Source organism: Nocardia sp. CA-107356 (assembly GCF_050946365.1).
Classification (GTDB): domain Bacteria; phylum Actinomycetota; class Actinomycetes; order Mycobacteriales; family Mycobacteriaceae; genus Nocardia.
Map to the genome: position 1 here is coordinate 2,462,782 of NZ_CP191992.1, position 20,225 is coordinate 2,483,006.

General features: G+C 65.6%; 17 protein-coding genes. 16 read left to right on the forward strand and 1 reads right to left on the reverse strand.

Annotation, left to right across the window (positions count from 1 at the left end):
• Positions 1-110: 110 nt before the first annotated feature.
• From ACQP1G_RS11170 to coaD, 3 genes are read left to right on the forward strand one after another with little or no spacing between them, the layout of a single operon-like run.
• Entirely contained in the window at positions 111-3,515 is a 3,405-nt protein-coding gene (locus ACQP1G_RS11170; RefSeq protein ID WP_433201891.1) for a pyruvate carboxylase, read from the forward strand.
• Complete coding sequence (rsmD, locus tag ACQP1G_RS11175; protein WP_433201894.1) at positions 3,512-4,072, forward strand: 16S rRNA (guanine(966)-N(2))-methyltransferase RsmD; 561 nt, start codon at positions 3,512-3,514, stop codon at positions 4,070-4,072. The genes ACQP1G_RS11170 and rsmD overlap by 4 nt, the downstream gene beginning before the upstream one ends.
• Before the next feature lie 54 nt (positions 4,073-4,126).
• Complete coding sequence (gene coaD / locus ACQP1G_RS11180; RefSeq protein WP_433201896.1) at positions 4,127-4,612, forward strand: pantetheine-phosphate adenylyltransferase; 486 nt, start codon at positions 4,127-4,129, stop codon at positions 4,610-4,612.
• A gap of 207 nt (positions 4,613-4,819) precedes the next feature.
• On the opposite strand, the gene ACQP1G_RS11185 is transcribed toward coaD, so the two are convergent.
• On the reverse strand, positions 4,820-5,335 hold the full coding sequence (locus tag ACQP1G_RS11185; protein WP_433201899.1) for a GtrA family protein: 516 nt from the start codon (positions 5,333-5,335) through the stop codon (positions 4,820-4,822).
• A gap of 392 nt (positions 5,336-5,727) precedes the next feature.
• On the opposite strand from ACQP1G_RS11185, the gene ACQP1G_RS11190 reads away from it, so the two are divergent.
• The 13 genes from ACQP1G_RS11190 (at position 5,728) to ACQP1G_RS11250 (ending at position 20,166) form a co-directional block, all read left to right on the forward strand.
• Positions 5,728-6,474 (forward strand): DivIVA domain-containing protein, encoded by a 747-nt coding sequence (locus tag ACQP1G_RS11190; protein WP_433201902.1) that lies wholly within the window; start codon positions 5,728-5,730, stop codon positions 6,472-6,474.
• 151 nt (positions 6,475-6,625) lie between these two features.
• On the forward strand, positions 6,626-7,252 hold the full coding sequence (locus ACQP1G_RS11195; RefSeq protein WP_433201904.1) for a YceD family protein: 627 nt from the start codon (positions 6,626-6,628) through the stop codon (positions 7,250-7,252).
• Between the two features lie 61 nt (positions 7,253-7,313).
• A complete protein-coding gene (gene rpmF / locus ACQP1G_RS11200; protein WP_014987105.1) occupies positions 7,314-7,496 on the forward strand; it encodes a 50S ribosomal protein L32 in 183 nt (60 codons plus the stop codon).
• A gap of 22 nt (positions 7,497-7,518) precedes the next feature.
• The gene (gene rnc / locus ACQP1G_RS11205; RefSeq protein WP_433201907.1) at positions 7,519-8,241 is read left to right on the forward strand and encodes a ribonuclease III; all 723 of its coding nucleotides are present in this window, start codon (positions 7,519-7,521) and stop codon (positions 8,239-8,241) included.
• Position 8,242: 1 nt separating this feature from the next.
• On the forward strand, positions 8,243-9,106 hold the full coding sequence (gene mutM / locus ACQP1G_RS11210; RefSeq protein WP_433201910.1) for a bifunctional DNA-formamidopyrimidine glycosylase/DNA-(apurinic or apyrimidinic site) lyase: 864 nt from the start codon (positions 8,243-8,245) through the stop codon (positions 9,104-9,106).
• Positions 9,107-9,198: 92 nt separating this feature from the next.
• Positions 9,199-9,780 carry a dihydrofolate reductase family protein gene (locus ACQP1G_RS11215; RefSeq protein ID WP_433201913.1) on the forward strand — a complete coding sequence of 194 codons (582 nt, stop codon included), beginning with the start codon at positions 9,199-9,201 and terminating at the stop codon, positions 9,778-9,780.
• A 29-nt stretch (positions 9,781-9,809) separates the two neighbouring features.
• Complete coding sequence (locus ACQP1G_RS11220; protein ID WP_433208392.1) at positions 9,810-10,859, forward strand: PHP domain-containing protein; 1,050 nt, start codon at positions 9,810-9,812, stop codon at positions 10,857-10,859.
• A gap of 219 nt (positions 10,860-11,078) precedes the next feature.
• Positions 11,079-12,617 carry a PstS family phosphate ABC transporter substrate-binding protein gene (locus ACQP1G_RS11225; RefSeq protein ID WP_433201916.1) on the forward strand — a complete coding sequence of 513 codons (1,539 nt, stop codon included), beginning with the start codon at positions 11,079-11,081 and terminating at the stop codon, positions 12,615-12,617.
• Between the two features lie 65 nt (positions 12,618-12,682).
• Positions 12,683-13,123: a carboxymuconolactone decarboxylase family protein gene (locus ACQP1G_RS11230; RefSeq protein ID WP_433201919.1), complete on the forward strand. Its 441-nt coding sequence runs from the start codon at positions 12,683-12,685 to the stop codon at positions 13,121-13,123.
• A gap of 71 nt (positions 13,124-13,194) precedes the next feature.
• On the forward strand, positions 13,195-14,280 hold the full coding sequence (locus ACQP1G_RS11235; protein WP_433201922.1) for a winged helix DNA-binding domain-containing protein: 1,086 nt from the start codon (positions 13,195-13,197) through the stop codon (positions 14,278-14,280).
• Positions 14,281-14,523: 243 nt separating this feature from the next.
• Entirely contained in the window at positions 14,524-16,524 is a 2,001-nt protein-coding gene (locus ACQP1G_RS11240) for an APC family permease (RefSeq protein ID WP_433201925.1), read from the forward strand.
• Positions 16,525-16,930: 406 nt separating this feature from the next.
• Positions 16,931-18,034, forward strand: a complete 1,104-nt coding sequence (locus ACQP1G_RS11245) for a glycosyltransferase family 4 protein (RefSeq protein WP_433208395.1) — start codon at positions 16,931-16,933, stop codon at positions 18,032-18,034.
• A complete protein-coding gene (locus ACQP1G_RS11250) occupies positions 18,031-20,166 on the forward strand; it encodes an amylo-alpha-1,6-glucosidase (RefSeq protein ID WP_433201928.1) in 2,136 nt (711 codons plus the stop codon). Before ACQP1G_RS11245 ends, ACQP1G_RS11250 begins: the two co-directional genes overlap by 4 nt.
• Positions 20,167-20,225 lie beyond the last annotated feature (59 nt).

The following is a 20,225-nucleotide window of genomic DNA, read 5'->3' on the forward strand; positions in this document are numbered from 1 at the left end:
GTGTCGGTGGGATGAACAAAACTTCGCAACTCTGCTAGGACTTGTTGTGAAGATTCCGCGAATGGGACTTCCCTGTGAGGGCACGATTCCGGGCCGGGTACCTTGGTTCAATGTTCTCGAAAGTCTTGGTTGCCAATCGTGGCGAGATCGCTATCCGGGCCTTCCGCGCGGCCTACGAACTCGGCATCGGGACGGTCGCCGTTTTCCCGTACGAGGATCGCAACTCGGTCCACCGGTTGAAGGCCGCAGAGTCCTACCAGATCGGAGAACAGGGACACCCGGTCCGGGCGTACCTGTCGATCGAGGCGATTATCGCGGCAGCAAAGTCCGCCGGTGCCGACGCCATCTACCCCGGCTACGGCTTCCTGTCCGAGAACCCGGACCTCGCGGCGGCCTGTGCGCGTGAGGGCATCACCTTCATCGGCCCCTCCGCCGCGGTCCTCGAACTCGCGGGTAACAAGGCCCGCGCGATCGAGGCGGCCAGGGCGGCGGGACTGCCGGTGCTGCGTTCGAGCGCGCCATCGGCCGATGTCGAGGAATTGCTCGCGGCCGCGCAGGAGCTGGACTACCCGATCTTCGTCAAGGCCGTCGCTGGCGGCGGCGGCCGCGGTATGCGGCGGGTCGCCGATCCGGCACAGCTGCGCGAATCGATCGAGGCCGCGTCCCGCGAGGCGGAGTCGGCGTTCGGGGATCCGACGGTCTTCCTGGAGCAGGCCGTGGTGAACCCGCGCCATATCGAGGTGCAGATCCTGGCCGACCAGCACGGCAATGTCATGCACCTGTTCGAGCGCGACTGTTCGGTGCAGCGCCGCCACCAGAAGGTGATCGAACTCGCGCCCGCGCCGAACCTGGATCCCGCACTGCGCGAACGTATTTGCGATGACGCGGTCGCTTTCGCCCGCCAGATCGGCTACAGCTGCGCTGGCACCGTCGAATTCCTGCTCGACGAGCGCGGTAACCACGTCTTCATCGAGATGAACCCGCGCATCCAGGTCGAGCACACGGTGACCGAGGAGATCACCGATGTCGACCTGGTGCAATCCCAGCTGCGCATCGCCGCGGGGGAGACCCTGGAACAGCTCGGCCTGAGCCAGGACAAGGTCAGCATCCGCGGTGCGGCCCTGCAGTGCCGGATCACCACCGAGGATCCGGCCAATGGCTTCCGCCCCGATACCGGCCGCATCACCGCCTATCGCACCCCCGGCGGCGCGGGTATCCGCCTCGACGGCGGCGCGAACCTGGGCGCGGAGATCGGCGCCTACTTCGACTCGATGCTGGTGAAGCTCACCTGCCGCGGTCGCGATCTGCCCGCGGCGGTGACCAGGGCCAGCCGCGCGCTCGCGGAGTTCCGCATCCGCGGCGTCACCACGAATATCCCGTTCCTGCTCGCGGTGCTCGACGATCCGGACTTCAAGGCGGGCCGGGTCACCACCTCGTTCATCGATGAGCGCCCGCAGTTGCTGACCCTGCGCGGGTCGGCCGACCGCGGCACCAAGATTCTGAACTACCTGGCCGATATCACCGTGAACAAGCCGCACGGCGAACGCCCGACCACGGTGTACCCGCACGACAAGTTGCCCGCCATCGATCTGAGCGTGCCCCCGCCGGACGGTTCCCGCCAACGTCTGCTCCGGCTAGGTCCCGAGGGCTTCGCCCAGGCGCTGCGTGCGCAGAAGGCCGTCGGCGTCACCGACACCACTTTCCGCGACGCGCACCAGTCGCTGCTGGCCACGCGGGTACGCACCAACGGTCTGCTCGGTGTGGCCGGACATGTCGCACGCCTGACACCCGAACTGCTCTCCATCGAGGCTTGGGGCGGCGCGACTTACGATGTGGCGCTGCGCTTCCTGTTCGAGGATCCGTGGGAGCGGCTGGCCGCGCTGCGTGAGGCGGTGCCGAATATCTGCCTGCAGATGCTGTTGCGCGGACGCAATACGGTCGGCTACACGCCCTACCCGGAGCAGGTGACGCGCGCGTTCGTGCAGGAGGCGACCGACACCGGTATCGACATCTTCCGCATCTTCGACGCGCTCAACAATGTCGACCAGATGCGTCCGGCCATCGATGCGGTGCGCGAAACCGGTACGGCCATCGCGGAAGTCGCAATGAGCTACACCGGCGATCTGTCGAATCCAGACGAAAACCTCTACACCCTCGACTACTACCTCAAGCTGGCCGAGCAGATCGTCGACGCGGGCGCGCATGTGCTCGCCATCAAGGATATGGCGGGCCTGCTGCGCGCCCCGGCCGCCGCGACCCTGGTCGCCGCGTTGCGCAGCAACTTCGACCTGCCGGTGCATGTGCACACCCACGACACCCCGGGCGGTCAGCTGGCCACCTATCTGGCCGCCTGGCAGGCGGGTGCCGACGCGGTCGACGGTGCGAGCGCCGCGATGGCCGGAACCACCAGTCAGCCAGCACTTTCCGCGATCGTCGCGGCGGCGGCGCACAGCGAATTCGACACCGGCCTCAACTTGCAGAACGTCTGCGATCTGGAGCCGTACTGGGAGGCGCTGCGAAAGGTGTACGCGCCCTTCGAATCCGGGCTGCCCGCGCCGACCGGACGGGTGTACACCCACGAAATCCCCGGTGGTCAGCTGTCGAATCTGCGTCAGCAGGCCATCGCACTGGGCCTCGGTGACCGTTTCGAAGAGGTCGAGGCGAAATACGCTGCGGCGGACCGACTTCTGGGCCGTTTGGTGAAGGTCACCCCGTCGTCGAAGGTGGTCGGCGACCTCGCACTCGCACTGGTCGGCACCGGTGTCGACATCGAGAGCTTCGCCACCGATCCGGGCCGCTACGACATTCCGGATTCGGTCATCGGTTTTCTCCGTGGCGAACTCGGCAATCCGGCAGGCGGCTGGCCCGAGCCGTTCCGCAGCCGGGCACTGGCAGGGCGTGGTCCGGCCAAGCCGGAGACCCCGCTGACCCCCGCGGACGAGGCCGGACTCGCCGGTTCCTCCGAGCTGCGCCGCGCCACGCTCAACCGCCTGCTCTTCCCCGGTCCCGCCGCCGAATTCCTCGCGCACCGAGAAAAGTACGGCGACACCATGGGTCTGTCGGCCAACCAGTTCTTCTACGGTCTGCGCCGCGGCGAGGAACACCGTGTGCAGCTGGAGAAGGGCGTCACCCTGCTCATCGGGCTGGAAGCCATCTCCGAACCCGATGAGCGCGGTATGCGCACCGTCATGTGCATCATGAACGGCCAGCTGCGCCCGGTCGCGGTGCGCGACCGCTCGATCGCCAGTGATATCCCGGCCGCGGAGAAGGCCGATAAGACCAACCAGGGCCATATCGCGGCGCCGTTCGCGGGTGTGGTGACACTGGCTGTGTCCGAAGGTGATTCGATCGCGGCGGGCGATATCGTCGGCACTATCGAGGCGATGAAGATGGAGGCCGCGATCACCGCACCGCGCGCTGGCATCGTCGGCCGGGTCGCGATCGGCAAGGTACAGCAGGTCGAGGGTGGTGACCTGCTGGTCGAACTGACCGTGCGCGAGTCCCCGGCCGAATGACCCGGATCGTCGCGGGCACCGCGGGCGGGCGACGACTACGCGTCCCGCCCGCCGGTACCCGGCCCACCTCCGATCGGGTGCGTGAGGCGCTGTTCAGCGCGCTCGAGGCCCGCATCGACTTCGACGGCGTCCGGGTGCTGGACCTATATGCCGGATCCGGTGCGCTCGGACTGGAGGCGCTCTCGCGCGGCGCCACCAACGCGCTGCTCATCGAATCCGATCGCAAAGCCGCCGCGATCGTGCGCGGCAATATCGCCGATCTCGGGCTGCCCGGCGCCGAACTGCGCATCGGGTCCGTCGCCAGCGTCCTGGGCGGGGGCGGTGCGGGGGTGTACGACGTGGTCTTCTCCGATCCGCCCTACGACGTCGACACCGCGGCGGTCACCGCCGACCTGCGCGCGCTGATCGGACACGGCTGGCTCGCGCCCGGCGCACTCGTCGTCGTGGAGCGCTCGATCCGCTCACCCGAGATAGCCTGGCCCACAGGCTATATCCCGGCGAAGGCGCGCAAATACGGCGAAACCCGCCTCGAACTAGCTGAATTCGCCCCGGAGTAACTCCGTCGTCGCGGCGTCCGAGGTGGCGATCCGGCCTCCTGATACCGTCTGTCCATGGCAGGAGCGTTGTGCCCGGGCTCGTTCGACCCGGTGACCAATGGACATATCGACGTTTTCGCTCGGGCTGCGGCTCAGTTCGACGAGGTCGTGGTGACCGTCAGCATCAATCCCAAGAAGCAGGGCATGTTCAGCGTCGAGGAACGCATGGAGATGCTGCGCGAGGCCACCGCGCACCTGCCCAATGTGCGCGTGGAGTCCTGGCAGGGCCTGCTGGTCGACTTCGCGATGCAGGAGGGCCTCAGCGCGATCGTCAAGGGTCTGCGCGATGCCTCCGATTTCGGCTATGAACTGCAGATGGCTCAGATGAACAAGAAGCTCTCCGGTGTGGACACCTTCTTCATCGCCACCAACCCGGCCTTCAGCTACCTGTCCAGCTCACTGGTCAAAGAGGTGGCGGCCTACGGCGGCGACGTCACCGATATGCTCCCGCCCGCCGTCCACAAGCGCCTGCTCGATCGCCTCGCCGAACGTAAGGCGTAAATCGCGCCCTCGACATCAATTCGCCTCGGTCCCAAAGGGTTTGGAACCGAGGCGAATTGGTTGGGCCGACGACTTTACAACGGATTTCGTAAGCACATGGGTAGCTCGTCGGGTACACCCACATGATGAGTGGCGGTCAACCGCCGGCCCGGAACGTGAATCCGGCGTCACTGACGACCGGCAAAGTTCCGGGGAGGCGGCGGAGGATCAGAAGACCAGGCCGCGCAAGGCGAGGAAGCGCATGCCGCCGACCGCGGCGGTAATGGCGAGGATGGCCGACGCCTGGAACGCATCACCCATGCCGGGGGTCCACACCTCGAGCGCGGCCAGCGCGGCGGTGGTGATGCCGAGCCCGACCAGCGCCAGCCCGCCGCCCTCCCACTGTGCGGTGAACCAGCCGACCCGGCCCGCAGCGTGGAAGGTGAGCTGACGGTGCAGTTCATTGGCGATCACGGTGCTCACGATCGAGCCCGCGATATTGGCGACCAGGGGGCCGACGCCGTGCATCGCGAAGAACAGCAGCACATAGGCAACGTTGCTGGAACCACCGACCAGGGCGAAGCGGATCAGCTGAGCCAGCGCCCGATCGCCACGCAGGTACTGCATCAACTGCCCGAACCGAGCGGCCGTCGCCGTGCGTAGCACGGGGTAGGGGCCTGCCCACGGTGTGTACAGGCTGCTGGTCGGCAGCACCGTCGTCCGCGGTAGTTCCAGTACGGTCATTGTCTTTCCGATCCCACACGAGCCTTCGGTACGGATAACCGCGATGGTCATCGCATTCTTCCCGCCGACTCTCGAGCTGTTCCTCATGTATTGCTTGTTCAGTATGTACTGAACAATCGGAACATGTCAATCGTCGGAGCGAAGGATCCGCCCGGTTGGCCTCCTCTATCTCCACAGTCCCGGTCAGGGCCTGCGATCCACTTAAGAAGATCTTGTTTCGACCTCCTGGATAAATGTAACACCAAGTGGAGGCATATCCTCCACTTGTTTTTGTGGCGTACGAGACACCTGCACGACACACCGGTGGGAGACTCGGCACGAGCCGTGACGGGGGGCACACTGGGCGTCGGTGGAAATTTCGCCGTAGGTCTGCAGGAGAGTGGGGTAAGAGCATGTACCGCGTATTCGAAGCACTCGACGAGCTGGTCGCCATCGTCGAGGAAGCGCGTGGCATCCCGCCGACCCGCAGCTGCATCGTGCCGCGCGGTGATGTGCTCGAACTGCTCGATGACGTGCGCGATGCGTTGCCGGGCGAACTCGACGACGCCCAGGATGTGCTCGATCATCGCGACAAGATCGTCTCCGATGCCCGTTCGGCCGCCGACACGACGGTGACCACCGCGAACGAGCAGGCAAGCCAGACCATCGGATCGGCCCGTGAGGAGGCCGACCGGATCCTCGCCGACGCCAAGGCGCACGCCGACCGGATGGTTGCCGAGGCCAGCGCGCACGCCGATCATCTCGTCAATACCGCCCAGGCCGAGGCCGACCGCGTCGTCGCCGATGGCAATGCCGAATTCGAGGCGGTCACCGGCCGGGCGGGTGTCGAATCCGAGCGGATGATCGAGGCGGGCAAGGCGTCGTATAGCCGCTCGGTGGCCGAGGGCGAGGCCGAGCGTGATCGCCTGGTCACACAGACCGAGGTGGTGCGCGCCGCGCATGCCGAATCGGCCCGGCTCATCGACGGTGCGCATGAAGAGGTCGATCGGATGCGCGACGAATGCGATCACTACGTCGACAGCAGGCTCGCCGAATTCGAGGAGACGCTCAACGGCACCCTGCGGACCGTCCGCGGCGGCCGTCACCAGTTGCGTTCCGGCGCAGGCGCCCCGGACTACGCGGCCGACTACCGTCGCTGACTCCCGACCGGTCCGTTCAGCAGGGGGCCGGCACCGCTGACAGCCGCTGTGCGGCACGGCCGGAACGCCCCAGGCGGTTTGGGTGTTCGCCGTGCCCTCGCGTATTGTGGACTGGTTGCCCATTTCCCCTCGAATGTGAAGTGAGTTCGTGATGTCCGCCGGTTCCGGTCCCGCTTCGCGTCCTCGTACGGCCTCGCGCCGCACGCCGGACGCGGGTTTTGTGCTGGATGTCATCAGCCTGGGGCGTCGCCCCGGCACGATGAAGGAGCTGCATCGCGTGGTCACCGCCGACGGGCGGATCGGGCTGGATCTGATCGCCATTCCGGTGGGTGCCGAGGTGGACCTCGATCTGCAGTTGCAGGCGGTGTCCGAAGGTGTGCTCGTCACCGGGACGGTCGCCGCGCCGACGGCGGGGGAGTGCTCGCGCTGCCTCGAACCGTTCACCGGCACTGTGGAGATTCGACTCACGGAACTGTTCGCCTATCCGGACAGCGCCACCGAGCAGACCACCGAGGACGACGAGATCTACCGCATCGTGGACGACACGATCGACCTGGAACCGGTGATCACCGACCAGATCGGCCTCGAGCTGCCACTGCAGCCGTTGTGCACTCCGGACTGCGCGGGCCTGTGTCCGGAATGCGGTGTCCGGATGGCGATTGCGGGTTCCGACCACGGGCATGAGATACTTGACCCTCGCTGGGCCGGGTTGGCGAAGTTCGCCACCGAGTCGCCCGGCAACGGCAGCCCCGATGCGGGTGCCGACCCAGACGTTTAGACCAGACCAGTAAGACCGTGCTGCCTAACAGGCGAGCAATAGGACAAGAGGAGAAGTAGTCGTGGCCGTTCCCAAGCGCCGGATGTCCCGTTCCAACACCAGGTCGCGGCGCAGTCAGTGGAAGGCCACCGCGCCGACCCTGATCACGTGCCCGAACCGCGCCTGCGGCGAGAAGACCCTGCCGCACATCGCGTGCCCCTCCTGCGGCACCTACAAGGGCCGCCAGGTCACCGCTGCTGTCTGATCGTTCGACCTGTCGTATCGACGTGACCGTCAGCAAGGTCGAAACCGGCCCGTCCGATGAACATGCGAGCCTACTCGCGGCGCTCGGCGTCGACGTGCGGGCCGATCTGCTACGGCTGGCGCTGACGCACCGGTCGTACGCGTACGAGAACGGCGGGCTGCCGACCAACGAGCGTCTGGAATTCCTCGGCGACTCGGTCCTCGGTCTGAGCATTACCGAGCGGCTGTACCGCGAGCATCCGGACAAGTCCGAAGGCGAACTGGCCAAGCTGCGGGCGAGCGTGGTGAATATGCACGCGCTCGCCGAGGTGGCGCGCGGGCTCGGCGAAGGCGGGCTCGGCGTGCACCTGCTGCTCGGTAAGGGCGAAGAGCTCACCGGCGGCCGGGACAAGCCGAGCATTCTCGCCGATGGCATGGAGTCGCTGCTCGGCGCGGTGCATCTCGAGCACGGTATCGACGTTGCGCGCGAGGTGGTGCTGCGGCTGTTCGCCGACCTGCTCGAGCGCGGCCCGAGGATGGGCGCTGGGCTCGACTGGAAGACCAGTCTGCAGGAGCTCACCGCCGAGCGCGGTCTCGGCGTGCCCAGCTACGAGATCACCTCGACAGGTCCCGACCACGATAAGGAATTCACCGCGACCACCGTGATCGGCGGTCGTCCGTACGGTCAGGGCGTCGGCCGCTCCAAGAAGGAAGCCGAGCAGAAGGCCGCGGGCGCCGCCTATCAGGCGCTGACCGACGAAGTCTGACGTGCCCGAACTTCCCGAGGTCGAGGTTGTCCGGCGTGGACTCGCCGAACATGTCGTCGGGCGGGTCATCGAATCCGTCACGGTGACCCACCCCAGGTCGGTGCGCCGCCACCTCGAAGGCGCGGACGATCTCACGGCCCGAATGAAGGGTCTGCGGATCGACGCCGCCGAGCGTCGCGGTAAATACCTGTGGCTCACCTTCGACGAGCCGGACACCTCGCTCGTGGTACATCTCGGAATGAGCGGGCAGATGTTGGTGCAGCCTGCCGACACTCCCGTGGAGAAGCACGCACACATTCTCGCGACCCTCGACGACGACAGCCAATTGCGCTTCGTCGACCAGCGCACCTTCGGCGGGTGGGCGCTCGCACCTCTGGTCGAGGTAGACGGCACATTGGTGCCCGAGCCCGTCGCGCATATCGCGCGGGATCCGCTCGACCCGCGCTATGACCCCGACGTCGTGGTGGCCGCGCTGCGCGCCAAACAGACCGAGATCAAGCGGGTTCTGCTGGACCAGACGGTGATTTCCGGGATCGGCAATATCTACGCCGACGAATCGCTGTGGCGGGCGAAAATCCACGGCAATCGGCTGGCATCCGGCTTGACCAGGCCTGCCGTGCGCACTCTGCTCGCCGAGGTCGGCGCCGTGATGGGGGAGGCGCTCGCCGCCGGTGGCACCTCGTTCGACGCGCTTTATGTCAACGTCAACGGCCAATCGGGTTACTTCGAACGCGCGCTCGCGGTATACGGCCGTGAAGACGAACCCTGCCGTCGCTGCGGTGCGCCCATCCTGCGGGAGAAGTTCATGAATCGTTCTTCCTACTCCTGCCCGCGCTGCCAGCCGAAGGCCCGCCACCGCGCGTAGCGATTGCTTGCAGATCGGTCGAAATGATCAGCGTTAGCGAGCTACCGTTCTTCTAGGCGGTACGGAGCAGACCGACCGTGGAGGAAGGACAAATGCGCAAACTCACCTACTACGTCGCTTCGACTATCGATGGGTTCATCGCCACCGAGGAAGGGTCGGTCGACTTCTTCCCGGTCGGTGGTGATCACGGCCCGGCGATCACCGCGCAGTACCCCGAGACCCTGCCGACGAAGGTGCGCGAGGCCCTCGGCATCGATAAGCGCAACCGTTACTTCGACACCGTGCTGATGGGTCGCAAGACCCACGATTTCGGCGTCCGCACCGGGACCTCGAGCCCGTATTCGCATCTGCGGCAGTTCGTGGTGTCGACGACGCTGCCCGAGAGCCCGGATCCTTCGGTGGAGCTGATTACGGGCGATCCGCTGGCGCGGGTCCAAGAGTTGAAACGGGACAACGGACTCGGGATCTGGCTGTGCGGTGGCGGGGAACTGGCGCAGGTGTTGCTGCCGGAGATCGATCAGATCTTCCTGAAGCTGTATCCGGTCGTACTCGGCCGTGGCCGTTCGCTGTTCGGTTCCGGCCCTCGACTGCCGGAGGCGGCCAGGTTCCGGGTGATCACCAGCCGAGTGTTCGAGGACGGGGTGGCCTTCGTCAAGTACAGCAGAATTCGATAATCGCTGTGGCGCAAGAGGATTCGGTCGTCATGCCGGATCCCGGCACTGGTCCGGGTCCGGTGGAGGCGCTGCGCGAGATCGGTTTCTGGCTGGAACGTGCACGAGCGCAATCACATCGGGTGAAGGCCTACCGGCGGGCCGCCGATATCGTGGCGCGGATGCCCGAGGACGAGCTGGCGACCCATCGCGCGGCGCACAGCTGGCGCGAACTCGCGGGGATCGGGCCGAAGACCGCCGCCGTCATCGAACAGGCGTATTCCGGTGTGGTACCGGAATATTTGAGCGAATTGCGCAAGGCCGCGCAGCCGATCGGTGCACCGGGCAAGCCGCTGCGGGCTCAGCTACGCGGTGATCTGCATACGCATTCCGATTGGTCCGACGGCGGCAGCCCGATCGCGGAGATGATGGGCGTCGCGGCCGCGCTCGGTCACGAATACTGTGCGCTGACCGATCATTCGCCGCGGCTGACCGTCGCGAACGGACTCTCGGCCGACCGATTGCGGCGCCAACTGGATGTGGTCGCAGAGCTCAACGAGCGGATGGCGCCGTTGCGGATCCTCACCGGGATCGAAGTGGACATCCTCGATGACGGAACCCTGGATCAGCAATATGATCTGCTCGCCGAGCTGGATATCGTTGTCGCCAGCGTGCATTCGCATCTGCGTGCCGACAGCGACACGATGACCAAACGGATGGTGTATGCGGTGGCGAATCCGAATGTGGATGTGCTCGGGCACTGCACCGGACGTCTGATCACCGGCGAGCGGGGTACGCGGCCGGAGTCGACGTTCGACGCCGAGCTGGTGTTCGAGGCGTGCCGAAGGTACGGCACGGCCGTGGAGATCAACAGCCGTCCCGAACGTCTCGACCCGCCGTCGCGGCTGCTGCGGCTGGCCGTCGAGATGGGGTGCCATTTCTCGATCGACACCGATGCGCATGCCCCCGGTCAACTGGATTGGCAGGGCTACGGCTGCGAACGCGCTGTTGCGAATGGTGTTGTGGCGCAACGGGTTATCAATACTTGGCCGGTGGCTGAGCTGCTGGCATGGACGAAGTCGGCGACCCGGGATGTGGTTTGATCGCGGCTGTGACCGTCGCAGTGGGTAGGTAGTCGCATCGGGCGGAGGGAGTCATCACGGCTGCTTCGGCGGAGGCTGCTGAGCCATCGCATCGAAGCAACACACTCCTGATCGTGCGGCCGGGTTGTCCGCCGGGTTAACTGTTGTCGAACATTCGTGCGGTATTCGGGACTCTGCCGAATGACGCCCGAAAATGGTTGGCACACAGATCTCTTGGGGGTGGCTGCACTGGTGGGCGGATTTCCGATCGAAATCGTGCTCGCGCTCATCGGCATCGCGGTGCCGATCGTCGCGTTCCTGTGGGAGTTCGTGTTCGTCGGACGCAAGGAACTCGGCTATCGCGTGCAGATGGATACGCCGGTCACCGGTGAGATCGAATCGGTCTTTCCGGGGGTGTTGCCCCAGTTGCGCCCAGAACACGACGGGGTGAGCCCGCCGCTGAAGGATCTATCGGTGGTATTGGTCCGCATCGAGAACAGCGGTGCGACACCGATCGACACGCACGACTACCAGGCGCCCGAGGCGGGCCGGGTGGGTCTGCATCTGAACTTTCCGCAGCGGCGGGTCATCGGTATGGCGGTGACCGAACTCAGCGATCCGGGTCTGGCCGATTCGCTGGACCGTGATTCGGGCATCGCGGTTCGCGAGGATACGGTCGGGCATATCGGTGCCATCGATCTGCCCAGAGTGCCGCTGAATCGCGCCGATCACTACAAGATCCTGGCGATCCTGCAGCGCTCGGAGGGTGCGGGGGAGTATCCGGCACCGGTGCTGCGCGGTGGCATCAAGGGTGGGCGGATCATCGAAACCCAGAGTCGCTCCGGTATTTCACGAGTGATGTTGGCGCTCATCGCCTTTCTGGTCGTGGTGATCGTCATCCAACTCGTCGTATCCGTACTCGCACCTGAGCCGACGCCATTGGATTGTGCCGCTGGCAAACTCACGCTGGTCGGCTCGTCGGCCTTCGAACCCGTCATTCGCGATGCGGCGGCACAGTACGGGAAGCGCTGCACCGGAGCGGAATTCGAATTCGGCTTCGAGGGCACCGAGCGCGGTCTGGACCGGCTCGCCGAGGCGGGCAAGGACGATCGCGATCTGCTGGCGATCAGCGACGGCCCGAAAGGTGATGGTTACCAACCATTGCTGGACCGGCCGCTGGCGCTGTCGCTGTTCACCATGATCGTGCACAAGGACGTCGGCATCACCAACCTGACCGTAGCGCAGATCCAGGATCTGTATCAGGGCCGGATCACCAACTGGCGCGAAGTCGGCGGCCCCGACCTGCCGGTCGTCGTGGTCAATCGAATACCGGGGTCGGGCACCCGAAATACGTTGGAACGCAGGCTACTCGGCGGTCCGCAGCCCGATCGGCCGCATGTGAGCTGTATCGCGATCAAGGATTCCGCGCCCTCGGTGGCCAAATACTGCGATGTGCAGGTCACCAAGGATATGCAGAAGGCGGTGAGCGACATTCCGGGCGCCATCGGCTACAGCGAGTTCTCCGAGGCGGTGAAGACCGGCGCCACGACCCTGGCCATCGGCGGTGTCACAGCCGACCGTGACGCCGCCGTCAACCGCACCTACCCGTTCTGGGGCGTCGAATACGCCTACAGCTACGGCGAACTCCCCGGCGATTCGCTCGGCGCGAGCTTCCTGCACTTCCTGACCGATTTGACGGGTAAGGATGTGCTGCGCGCGCACGGCAACGAGCCGTGCGGTGAGCTGCCGGATCGCGGTCGCTGCCTGCCGTCTTCGTGACGTTGTCACAGATTCGGCGGCCATCTCGTCTAACTCGGGTAAGCGATATCGAGAGAGGACGACCTATGTCACGCATGCAACTCGCCGAAGTGGCGCCGGAGATCTACCAGGCCTGGTTCGCCGCCGAACAAGCCATCCGACGCGGTCCGCTGGACCCGGTCGTGCGGGAACTGGTCAAGATTCGTGTCTCCCAGATCAACGGCTGCCTGTTCTGCATCGATATGCACACCACCGACGCGCGGATGGCAGGGGAGACCGAACAGCGGATCTACTACCTCAATGCCTGGCGCGAGTCGGTGAAATTCACCGAGGCCGAACGGGCCGCGCTCGCCTACGCGGAGGCGGTCACCAGGCTCGGCGAGCACGGTGTCGGCGATGAGATCTGGGCCGAGGTCGAGAAGAACTTCGACGAGGGCGCGCGGGCCGGTTTGGTCGCGGTCACCGCGATGATCAACCTGTGGAACCGGATCGGAGTGCCACTGCGCCTGCAGCCGACCGCGGTCTGACGGACCTCTCGGTGGCTGACCTTATCGAGCGACCCGCAAGCGATCGCTACGACTAGGCCAGAATGGCGGCCATGACGGATCTTTCGCTGCGGCAGCTCAACCGCACACTGCTGGTGCGCCAGATGCTGGTGGAACGGGTCGAGTTGACCCCGTTCGAACTCGTCCGGCATCTGGTCGCCGTGCAGGGGCAGGAGCCGAACTGGCCCTATGTCGGGCTGTGGGCGCGGCTGGACGGCTTCCGGCACGACCATCTCGCGGCACTGTTGCGGGACCGAAAGCTGGTGCGCTCCACCATGATCCGTCGCACCGTACATCTTGCCGACGCCCAGGACTTCCGCTGGCTGCGCCCGACCGTGCGGCCGATCGTGCATGCGGCGCTGCAGACGCCGTATTACCGCGACGAGATCGAGGGCATCGATCTCGACGAGCTCGCCGCGGCGGGCCGGGAACTGTTGTCGGGTCGGGAAATGTCGCGCGCGGAGCTGGGAAAGCTGCTCGCCGAACGTTTTCCGGACCGGCATACGCGCAGGCTGGCGGAGTCGGTCGAGGTAATGGTTCCGGTGGTGCACGGTCCGGACACCGGGGCGTGGGGGGCGTGGCGCAATAGGTCGGTCACGATCAATATGGCCGAAGAGTGGATCGGCGCACCCATGGCGCAATCGCAGCCCGAAACGCTGATCCTGCGCTATCTGGCGGCGTTCGGTCCGGCGAGTGTGGCGGATGTGCAGGCATGGGCCGGTGTCACCAAACTGGCTGGGGTGATGGATGGTCTGCGACCGCGCCTGCGTATCTTCCGCGACGATCTGGGCAAGGAACTCTTCGATCTGCCCGACGCACCGCTCGTCGATGCGAAACTCGAAGTGCCGGTTCGTTTTCTGCCCGCCTTCGACAACGCGCTACTCGGTCACAAGGACCGCCGCCGGGTGATCAGCGACGAGGACCGCGCCCGGATCGCCAAGGTGGCCTCGGCCGGTGTGCCGATGTATCTGGTCGACGGATTCGTACACGGCCGCTGGTCACTCGACGGCGATACGGTGCGCATCCAGCCATGGCATCCGCTGTCGGCTGCGGACGAGTACGCGGTGCGCGCCGAGGCGCGGCACCTACTGGACTTCATCGCGCCCGGAACCAACGGCAACGTCACCATCGCCGCTTGACCACGCGGCCGCACCACACGTCTATTCCTTACTCCACATGCGCAATCGAGTGGGTGCGGTGACGAACGGGCATATGCGGCTGTGGCGCCTTGGTGGCATACATCGGACGTCGACGCTAATTCTCGATCCGGTCGACTCGGCCGCTGCTGACAAGATCTTTGTGGCGCGCCCATCGATTCTTTACGAAATCAATACGGTTGCTGGCACGGTCGTACCTATCCGGCGGGCTTAGGCTGGCCCACCGTGGCTTCACCGATCGACCTCGTCAAACGTCTCGTTGTGGGGCGACCATTCCGGAGTGACAGGCTCGGTGAAACGCTCTTGCCGAAGCGGCTCGCACTGCCGATCTTCGCCAGTGACCCGCTGTCCTCGGTCGCGTATGCGACACAGGAAATCCTGCTCATTCTCACCCTCGGCGGGCTCGCGTATCTACATTTGGCGCCGTGGGTCGCCGGTGCGGTGATCGTGCTCCTGGCCGTCGTCGTGCTGTCCTACCGGCAGGTGGTGCAGGCCTATCCGTCCGGGGGTGGCTCCTATGAGGTGGTCGCCAAGAATCTGGGTCCGATTCCGGGGCTGATCGTCGCCGCGGCACTGCTCGTCGACTATGTGATGACGGTCGCGGTGTCGGTCGCCGCGGGCGTGGACAACATCATTTCCGCGGTACCCGACCTGAATGCGCACCGGGTCGCGATCAATATCGGGTTCATCGCCTTTCTCACCGCGATGAATCTGCGCGGGGTGCGGGAATCGGGGCGGGCGTTCGCGATCCCGACCTATGCGTTCGTGGTCGGGGTGCTGGTCATGGTCGTCGTCGGCCTCGGTCAGGCCGCGCTCGGGCACGCGCCGGTCGCCGAGAGCGCGCATTACGAAATCCACTCCGAACAAGTCGGACTCGGCGCGGCCGGATTGGCTTTCCTTGTGCTGCGTGCCTTTTCGTCGGGATGTACGGCGCTGACCGGAGCCGAAGCGATCTCCAACGGTGTGCCAGCGTTCCGCAAGCCCAAGGCGCTCAACGCCGCCCGTACGATGACCGCGATGGGCGCCATCTCGATCGCGATGTTCGCCGGTGTCACCGTGCTTGCGATGATCACGCACACCAGGGTTACCGAGAACACCTGCGATCTGGCCGGATTTCCTGGCGACTGCAACACCGATCCGCAACGCACCGTGATCGCGCAGATCGCCGCTGCGGTCTTCGGCGGTAACAGTATTCCGTTCTACTTCCTCATGGTGACGACCGCGCTGATCCTGATCCTCGCGGCGAATACCGCCTACAACGGCTTCCCATTGCTGAATTCGATTCTGGCCCAACATCGGTACATGCCACGGCAGTTGCACACCCGCGGCGACCGGTTGGCCTTCTCCAACGGCATCATCCTGTTGGCGGTCATCGCGGGCGTGCTGATCTACGCCTTCGACGGCTCGGCCACGCGATTGATCCAGCTCTACATCGTCGGCGTCTTCACCTCGTTCACGCTGTGTCAGGTCGGTATGGTCCGGCATTGGAACCGCGAACTGGCCACCGCGACAACATCATCGGAGAAACTCCGCATCCACCGTGCGCGCCTGATCAACGCGTTCGGCGCCTGCTTCACCGGTGTCGTCCTGGTCGTGGTCATGATCACCAAGTTCTCCCACGGTGCGTATCTGGTCGTATTCGCCATGCCGATCCTGGTGGTGCTGATGTATCTGATCCACCGCCACTACACCGCCGTGCGAGCCGAACTCGATGTCGATGACGAGTCGGAGACCCTACCCGCTCGGGTGCACGCCCTGGTGCTGGTATCGGGCTGGCACAAGGCAACTCGGCGCGCGGTCCAGTTCGCCCGTGCTACCAGGCCGGATACCATCACGGCGATCACGGTCGATGTCGATGACGCCGATACCCGTCAGCTGCACCAGGATTGGGAACGTCACGATGTCGCCATCCCGCTCAAGGTGATCGAATCTCCGTATCGCGAAATCACCCGCCCGGTCATCGATTACATCAAGCGGGTGCGCAAATCCCAGCCGCGCGATGTGATCAGCATCTTCATCCCCGAGTACGTAGTCGGCCACTGGTGGGAGAACCTGCTGCACAACCAGAGCTCACTGCGGCTGAAGGCCCGCCTGCTCTTCGAGCCGGGCGTGATGGTGACCAGTGTGCCCTGGCAACTTCGTTCATCGGCTGCCCGAGCCGTGCCGCGCGCCGAGCACAGCCCCGGCGAGATCCGGCGCGGCATCACGGAGACGGTCTCCCGCTGACCGATACCCGCTAGCCGCCTTACCATTTCGATATATGCCAAGACCGTGCAAGCCCCATTGACATACAGGGCGGGCGACGGGTTCTGAAATCTCACTATGTAAGATTTCGGACCAACTGCCTGGTTTGAACGACCCACTATGAGGTACGTCTTGGTGCGGCCCCCCTGTTCGCGCGAAGCGGCGTGACCAGGCCAACCAAGCCCTGATGGACGGCGGTGCAGGCTCTGTCTCCACCTCCGCCGCGGCGGCCACCTCGTTCGGCGCCCAGCGCACCGAGTGCTGGGTGGATCTGCACAAGGTTGGAAGGATGGTCATGAGCGCAGGGTTATCCGCGCCGATTTCGGCGCCCATTGCCTGTTCGGATTTGCTGTCCGCCGATCATGTCGGTGAACGATTCCGCATTGCCATGGTTGTTCCGCCCTACTTCGACGTGCCACCGAAGGCCTATGGCGGCGTCGAAGCCGTTGTCGCCGATTTGGTCGACGCATTGGTTGCCCGCGGCCACGACGTGACTTTGTTCGGTGCCGGTGAACCAGGCACCAAGGCCAAGTTCGTCCCGGTCTGGGATCGCGCGCTGCCCGAACGGCTCGGCGACCCGTTTCCCGAGGTTGTGCACGCGTTGAAGGTGCGAAGGGCGATCGAGCAGATCGCGACCACCTCCGGCGTGGATCTGGTACACGACCACACCTTCGCCGGACCGCTGAATGCCCCCGCATACCTGGACTTGGGCCTGCCGACGGTGGTGACGGTGCACGGGCCGGTCGACGAGGGCGATTCCCGCCGGTACTACCGCGAATTGGGCAGGGAAGTGTCGCTGGTGGCCATCAGCGACCGACAGCGCGAATTGGCTCCCGATCTGAACTGGGTCGGTCGCGTACACAATGCGCTGCATGTCGATCAGTGGCCGTTCCAAGTGGACAAAGGCGACTACGCGCTATTCCTCGGTCGCTTCACCGCGGCCAAAGGGCCACATCTTGCACTACAAGCCGCGCACGCGGCCGGTATTCCGCTGGTGCTCGCTGGCAAGTGCAGTGAACCGCTCGAGCAGGCGTATTTCGAGAAAGAGGTGCGCCCGCTGCTGACCGAGCGAGATCATCTCTTCGGAATGGCCGACGCGGTGGCCAAGCGCAAGCTGCTCGCGGGCGCGCGCTGCCTGTTGTTCCCCATCGATTGGGAGGAACCGTTCGGCATGGTGATGATCGAAGCGATGGTCTGCGGCACGCCGGTGGTCGCGTTGCGCGGCGGTGCCGTAGCGGAGGTCGTCGTCGACGGTGTCACAGGCCGGATCTGCGATGACCCCTCGGAATTGCCCGCCGCGATCGCCGAGGTGCGCGATCTGGATCCGGCCGCGTGCCGGGCGCATGTCGAGGCGTACTTCGGCGCGGGTCCGCTCGGCCGGGGTTACGAGCAGGTCTATCACCGGCTGCTGCGTTCGCGGCGACAGGCTCGTGCTGCCCGATTGCTCGGGGAGACGATGCCGGTTCGAATCCCCGCGAGCGAACGCGTATGACAGCAGAGGTCGGCAGTACGCCGAGCCCCGCGCCGCTGAATTCCGGTGAGCCATCGGGACTCGGCGGCTGCGGCGGCTCGGTGACCTTGGTCGAGGGCGGTACCTTCTGCCTGTCGAACCGGCTCGGCGATGTCGAACCGGGGCGACCGCACGGGCTGTTCTTCCGGGATACCCGCGTCATCTCCCGCTGGGAGTTGCTGGTGGACGGCAGACCCGCCGAATCGCTGTCGGTGCTCAGCCCGGAGGCGTTCGCCGCCAGATTCGTGCTGCGCCGACCACCGCACGCGGGGCTGGCCGACAGCACACTGCTGGTGGTGCGCGAACGTCTCGTCGCCGACGGCATGCACGAAATCCTGACCCTGGAGAATATGGGCCGGGAGCCCACCGCGGTCGCCTTGGAACTGCATGTCGACGCCGATTTCGTGGACCTGTTCGCGGTCAAGGAAGGGCGGGCCGGACACGGTCGCGCTGACGTCACGGTGGCCGAAGGGGAATTGCTGCTGCACGACCACGCCGATCGGATGCGCGGGCTCTCGGTTTCGGCGACCGTCGAGCCCGTGTTCTTGCCCGGCACGCTGGTCTGGCGGATTGTCGTGCTGCCAGGCGAGACCTGGCAGACCGAGATCGTGGCCCAGCCGACGGTCGGCAATCAGCGGGTCCAGGCGCCGCTGGAGCCGGGGGAGGGGCTCAGCGCGCCGAGCCGGAAGATGGCGGCGTGGCGGCACACCGCGACGAAGATCGCCGCGGCGGATCCGATGCTCGCCCAGGTCTTGCGGCGTTCGGAAAGCGACCTGGGCGCCTTGCAGATTCACGACGAAACCGGCGAGAGTCGTCCGTTCGTAGCGGCGGGTGCGCCGTGGTTCATGACCCTGTTCGGCCGTGACAGCTTGCTCACCGCATGGATGGCGCTGCCCTTGGAAGTGGATCTGGCGCTGGGCACACTGCAGCAGTTGGCCGAATTGCAAGGGCAGCGTGTCGATCCGATCACCGAGGAGGAGCCGGGGCGGATCATGCACGAGATGCGCCGTGGCCCGGCAAGCAGGCATGTACTGGGCGGCAGCACCTATTACGGAAGCGCCGACGCCACCCCACTTTTCGTGATGCTGCTGGCGGAATGCCATCGGTGGGGCGCGGATCCGGAGGTGATCAAGGCACTGCTGCCCGCCGCCGACGCCGCGGTGCAGTGGATCACCGACTACGGCGATCACGACGGCGACGGCTTCGTCGAATACCGTCGCGCCACCGACCGCGGCCTGATCAATCAGGGTTGGAAGGATAGTTTCGACGGAATCAATGACGCCGCGGGGCATCTCGCGGAGGCGCCGATCGCGCTGTGCGAGGTGCAGGGTTATACGTACGCCGCGTTGCTGGCGCGCGCGGAGTTGGCCGAGGCCTTCGACGACCTGCGTGAGGCGACTCGGTTGCGTGAGCGGGCCGCCGAACTGCGCGGCAAGTTCGCCGAACAGTTCTGGCTGCCCGGCAAAGGGTGGTATGCGGTCGCGCTGGACGGTCGCAAACGGCACGTCGACGCGCTGACCAGCAATGCGGCGCACTGTCTTTGGACCGGCATCGCCAATGACGACCACGCCGCCGAACTGGTCGAGCGGCTGTCGGGACCCGAGATGGATACCGGCTTCGGACTGCGCACGCTCGCCTCGTCGATGGGTGCCTACAATCCGATGAGCTATCACTGCGGCTCGGTCTGGCCGCATGACACGGCGATCGCCGTCGCGGGTCTGCTGCGCTACCGGCAGGTGCCGGGCGCGGTCGAGCTCGCGACCCGGCTCGCGGGCGGACTACTCGATGCGGCAGCGTCTTTCGGCGGTCGGCTGCCCGAGCTGTACTGCGGATTTCCGCGCGACCAGTTCGCGGCTCCTGTCCCGTATCCGACCTCCTGCTCACCGCAGGCCTGGGCGAGCGCGGCGCCGCTGCTGCTGGTGCGCTCCTTCTTCGGATTGGACCCCGACGTACCCGGGCGGACGCTCACCGTGCGTCCGCAGCTGCCACCGGCGTGGGGCAAGGTCGCATTGAGCGATCTGAAGTTGGATTCGGCGACCGTCGATCTGGTCGCGGAGGGCGATCAGATCACTGCCGCGCGGGTGCCCGATGACTGGCAGTTGATCACCCGATGAGGATGAATCGCGCGGAATCGGGTAGTCCCGCCATGTAGTTGGCATGGTTCTCCACTGAT

What these genes read in the sequence shown, in the direction of transcription:
- ACQP1G_RS11170 (WP_433201891.1), top strand. Translation starts at nt 111, where the DNA reads ATGTTCTCGAAAGTCTTGGTTGCCAATCGTGGCGAGATCGCTATCCGG.
- rsmD (WP_433201894.1), top strand. Translation starts at nt 3,512, where the DNA reads ATGACCCGGATCGTCGCGGGCACCGCGGGCGGGCGACGACTACGCGTC.
- coaD (WP_433201896.1), top strand. Translation starts at nt 4,127, where the DNA reads ATGGCAGGAGCGTTGTGCCCGGGCTCGTTCGACCCGGTGACCAATGGA.
- ACQP1G_RS11185 (WP_433201899.1), bottom strand. Translation starts at nt 5,335, where the DNA reads ATGACCGTACTGGAACTACCGCGGACGACGGTGCTGCCGACCAGCAGC.
- ACQP1G_RS11190 (WP_433201902.1), top strand. Translation starts at nt 5,728, where the DNA reads ATGTACCGCGTATTCGAAGCACTCGACGAGCTGGTCGCCATCGTCGAG.
- ACQP1G_RS11195 (WP_433201904.1), top strand. Translation starts at nt 6,626, where the DNA reads ATGTCCGCCGGTTCCGGTCCCGCTTCGCGTCCTCGTACGGCCTCGCGC.
- ACQP1G_RS11215 (WP_433201913.1), top strand. Translation starts at nt 9,199, where the DNA reads ATGCGCAAACTCACCTACTACGTCGCTTCGACTATCGATGGGTTCATC.
- ACQP1G_RS11220 (WP_433208392.1), top strand. Translation starts at nt 9,810, where the DNA reads ATGCCGGATCCCGGCACTGGTCCGGGTCCGGTGGAGGCGCTGCGCGAG.
- ACQP1G_RS11230 (WP_433201919.1), top strand. Translation starts at nt 12,683, where the DNA reads ATGTCACGCATGCAACTCGCCGAAGTGGCGCCGGAGATCTACCAGGCC.
- ACQP1G_RS11235 (WP_433201922.1), top strand. Translation starts at nt 13,195, where the DNA reads ATGACGGATCTTTCGCTGCGGCAGCTCAACCGCACACTGCTGGTGCGC.
- ACQP1G_RS11245 (WP_433208395.1), top strand. Translation starts at nt 16,931, where the DNA reads ATGGTTGTTCCGCCCTACTTCGACGTGCCACCGAAGGCCTATGGCGGC.
- ACQP1G_RS11250 (WP_433201928.1), top strand. Translation starts at nt 18,031, where the DNA reads ATGACAGCAGAGGTCGGCAGTACGCCGAGCCCCGCGCCGCTGAATTCC.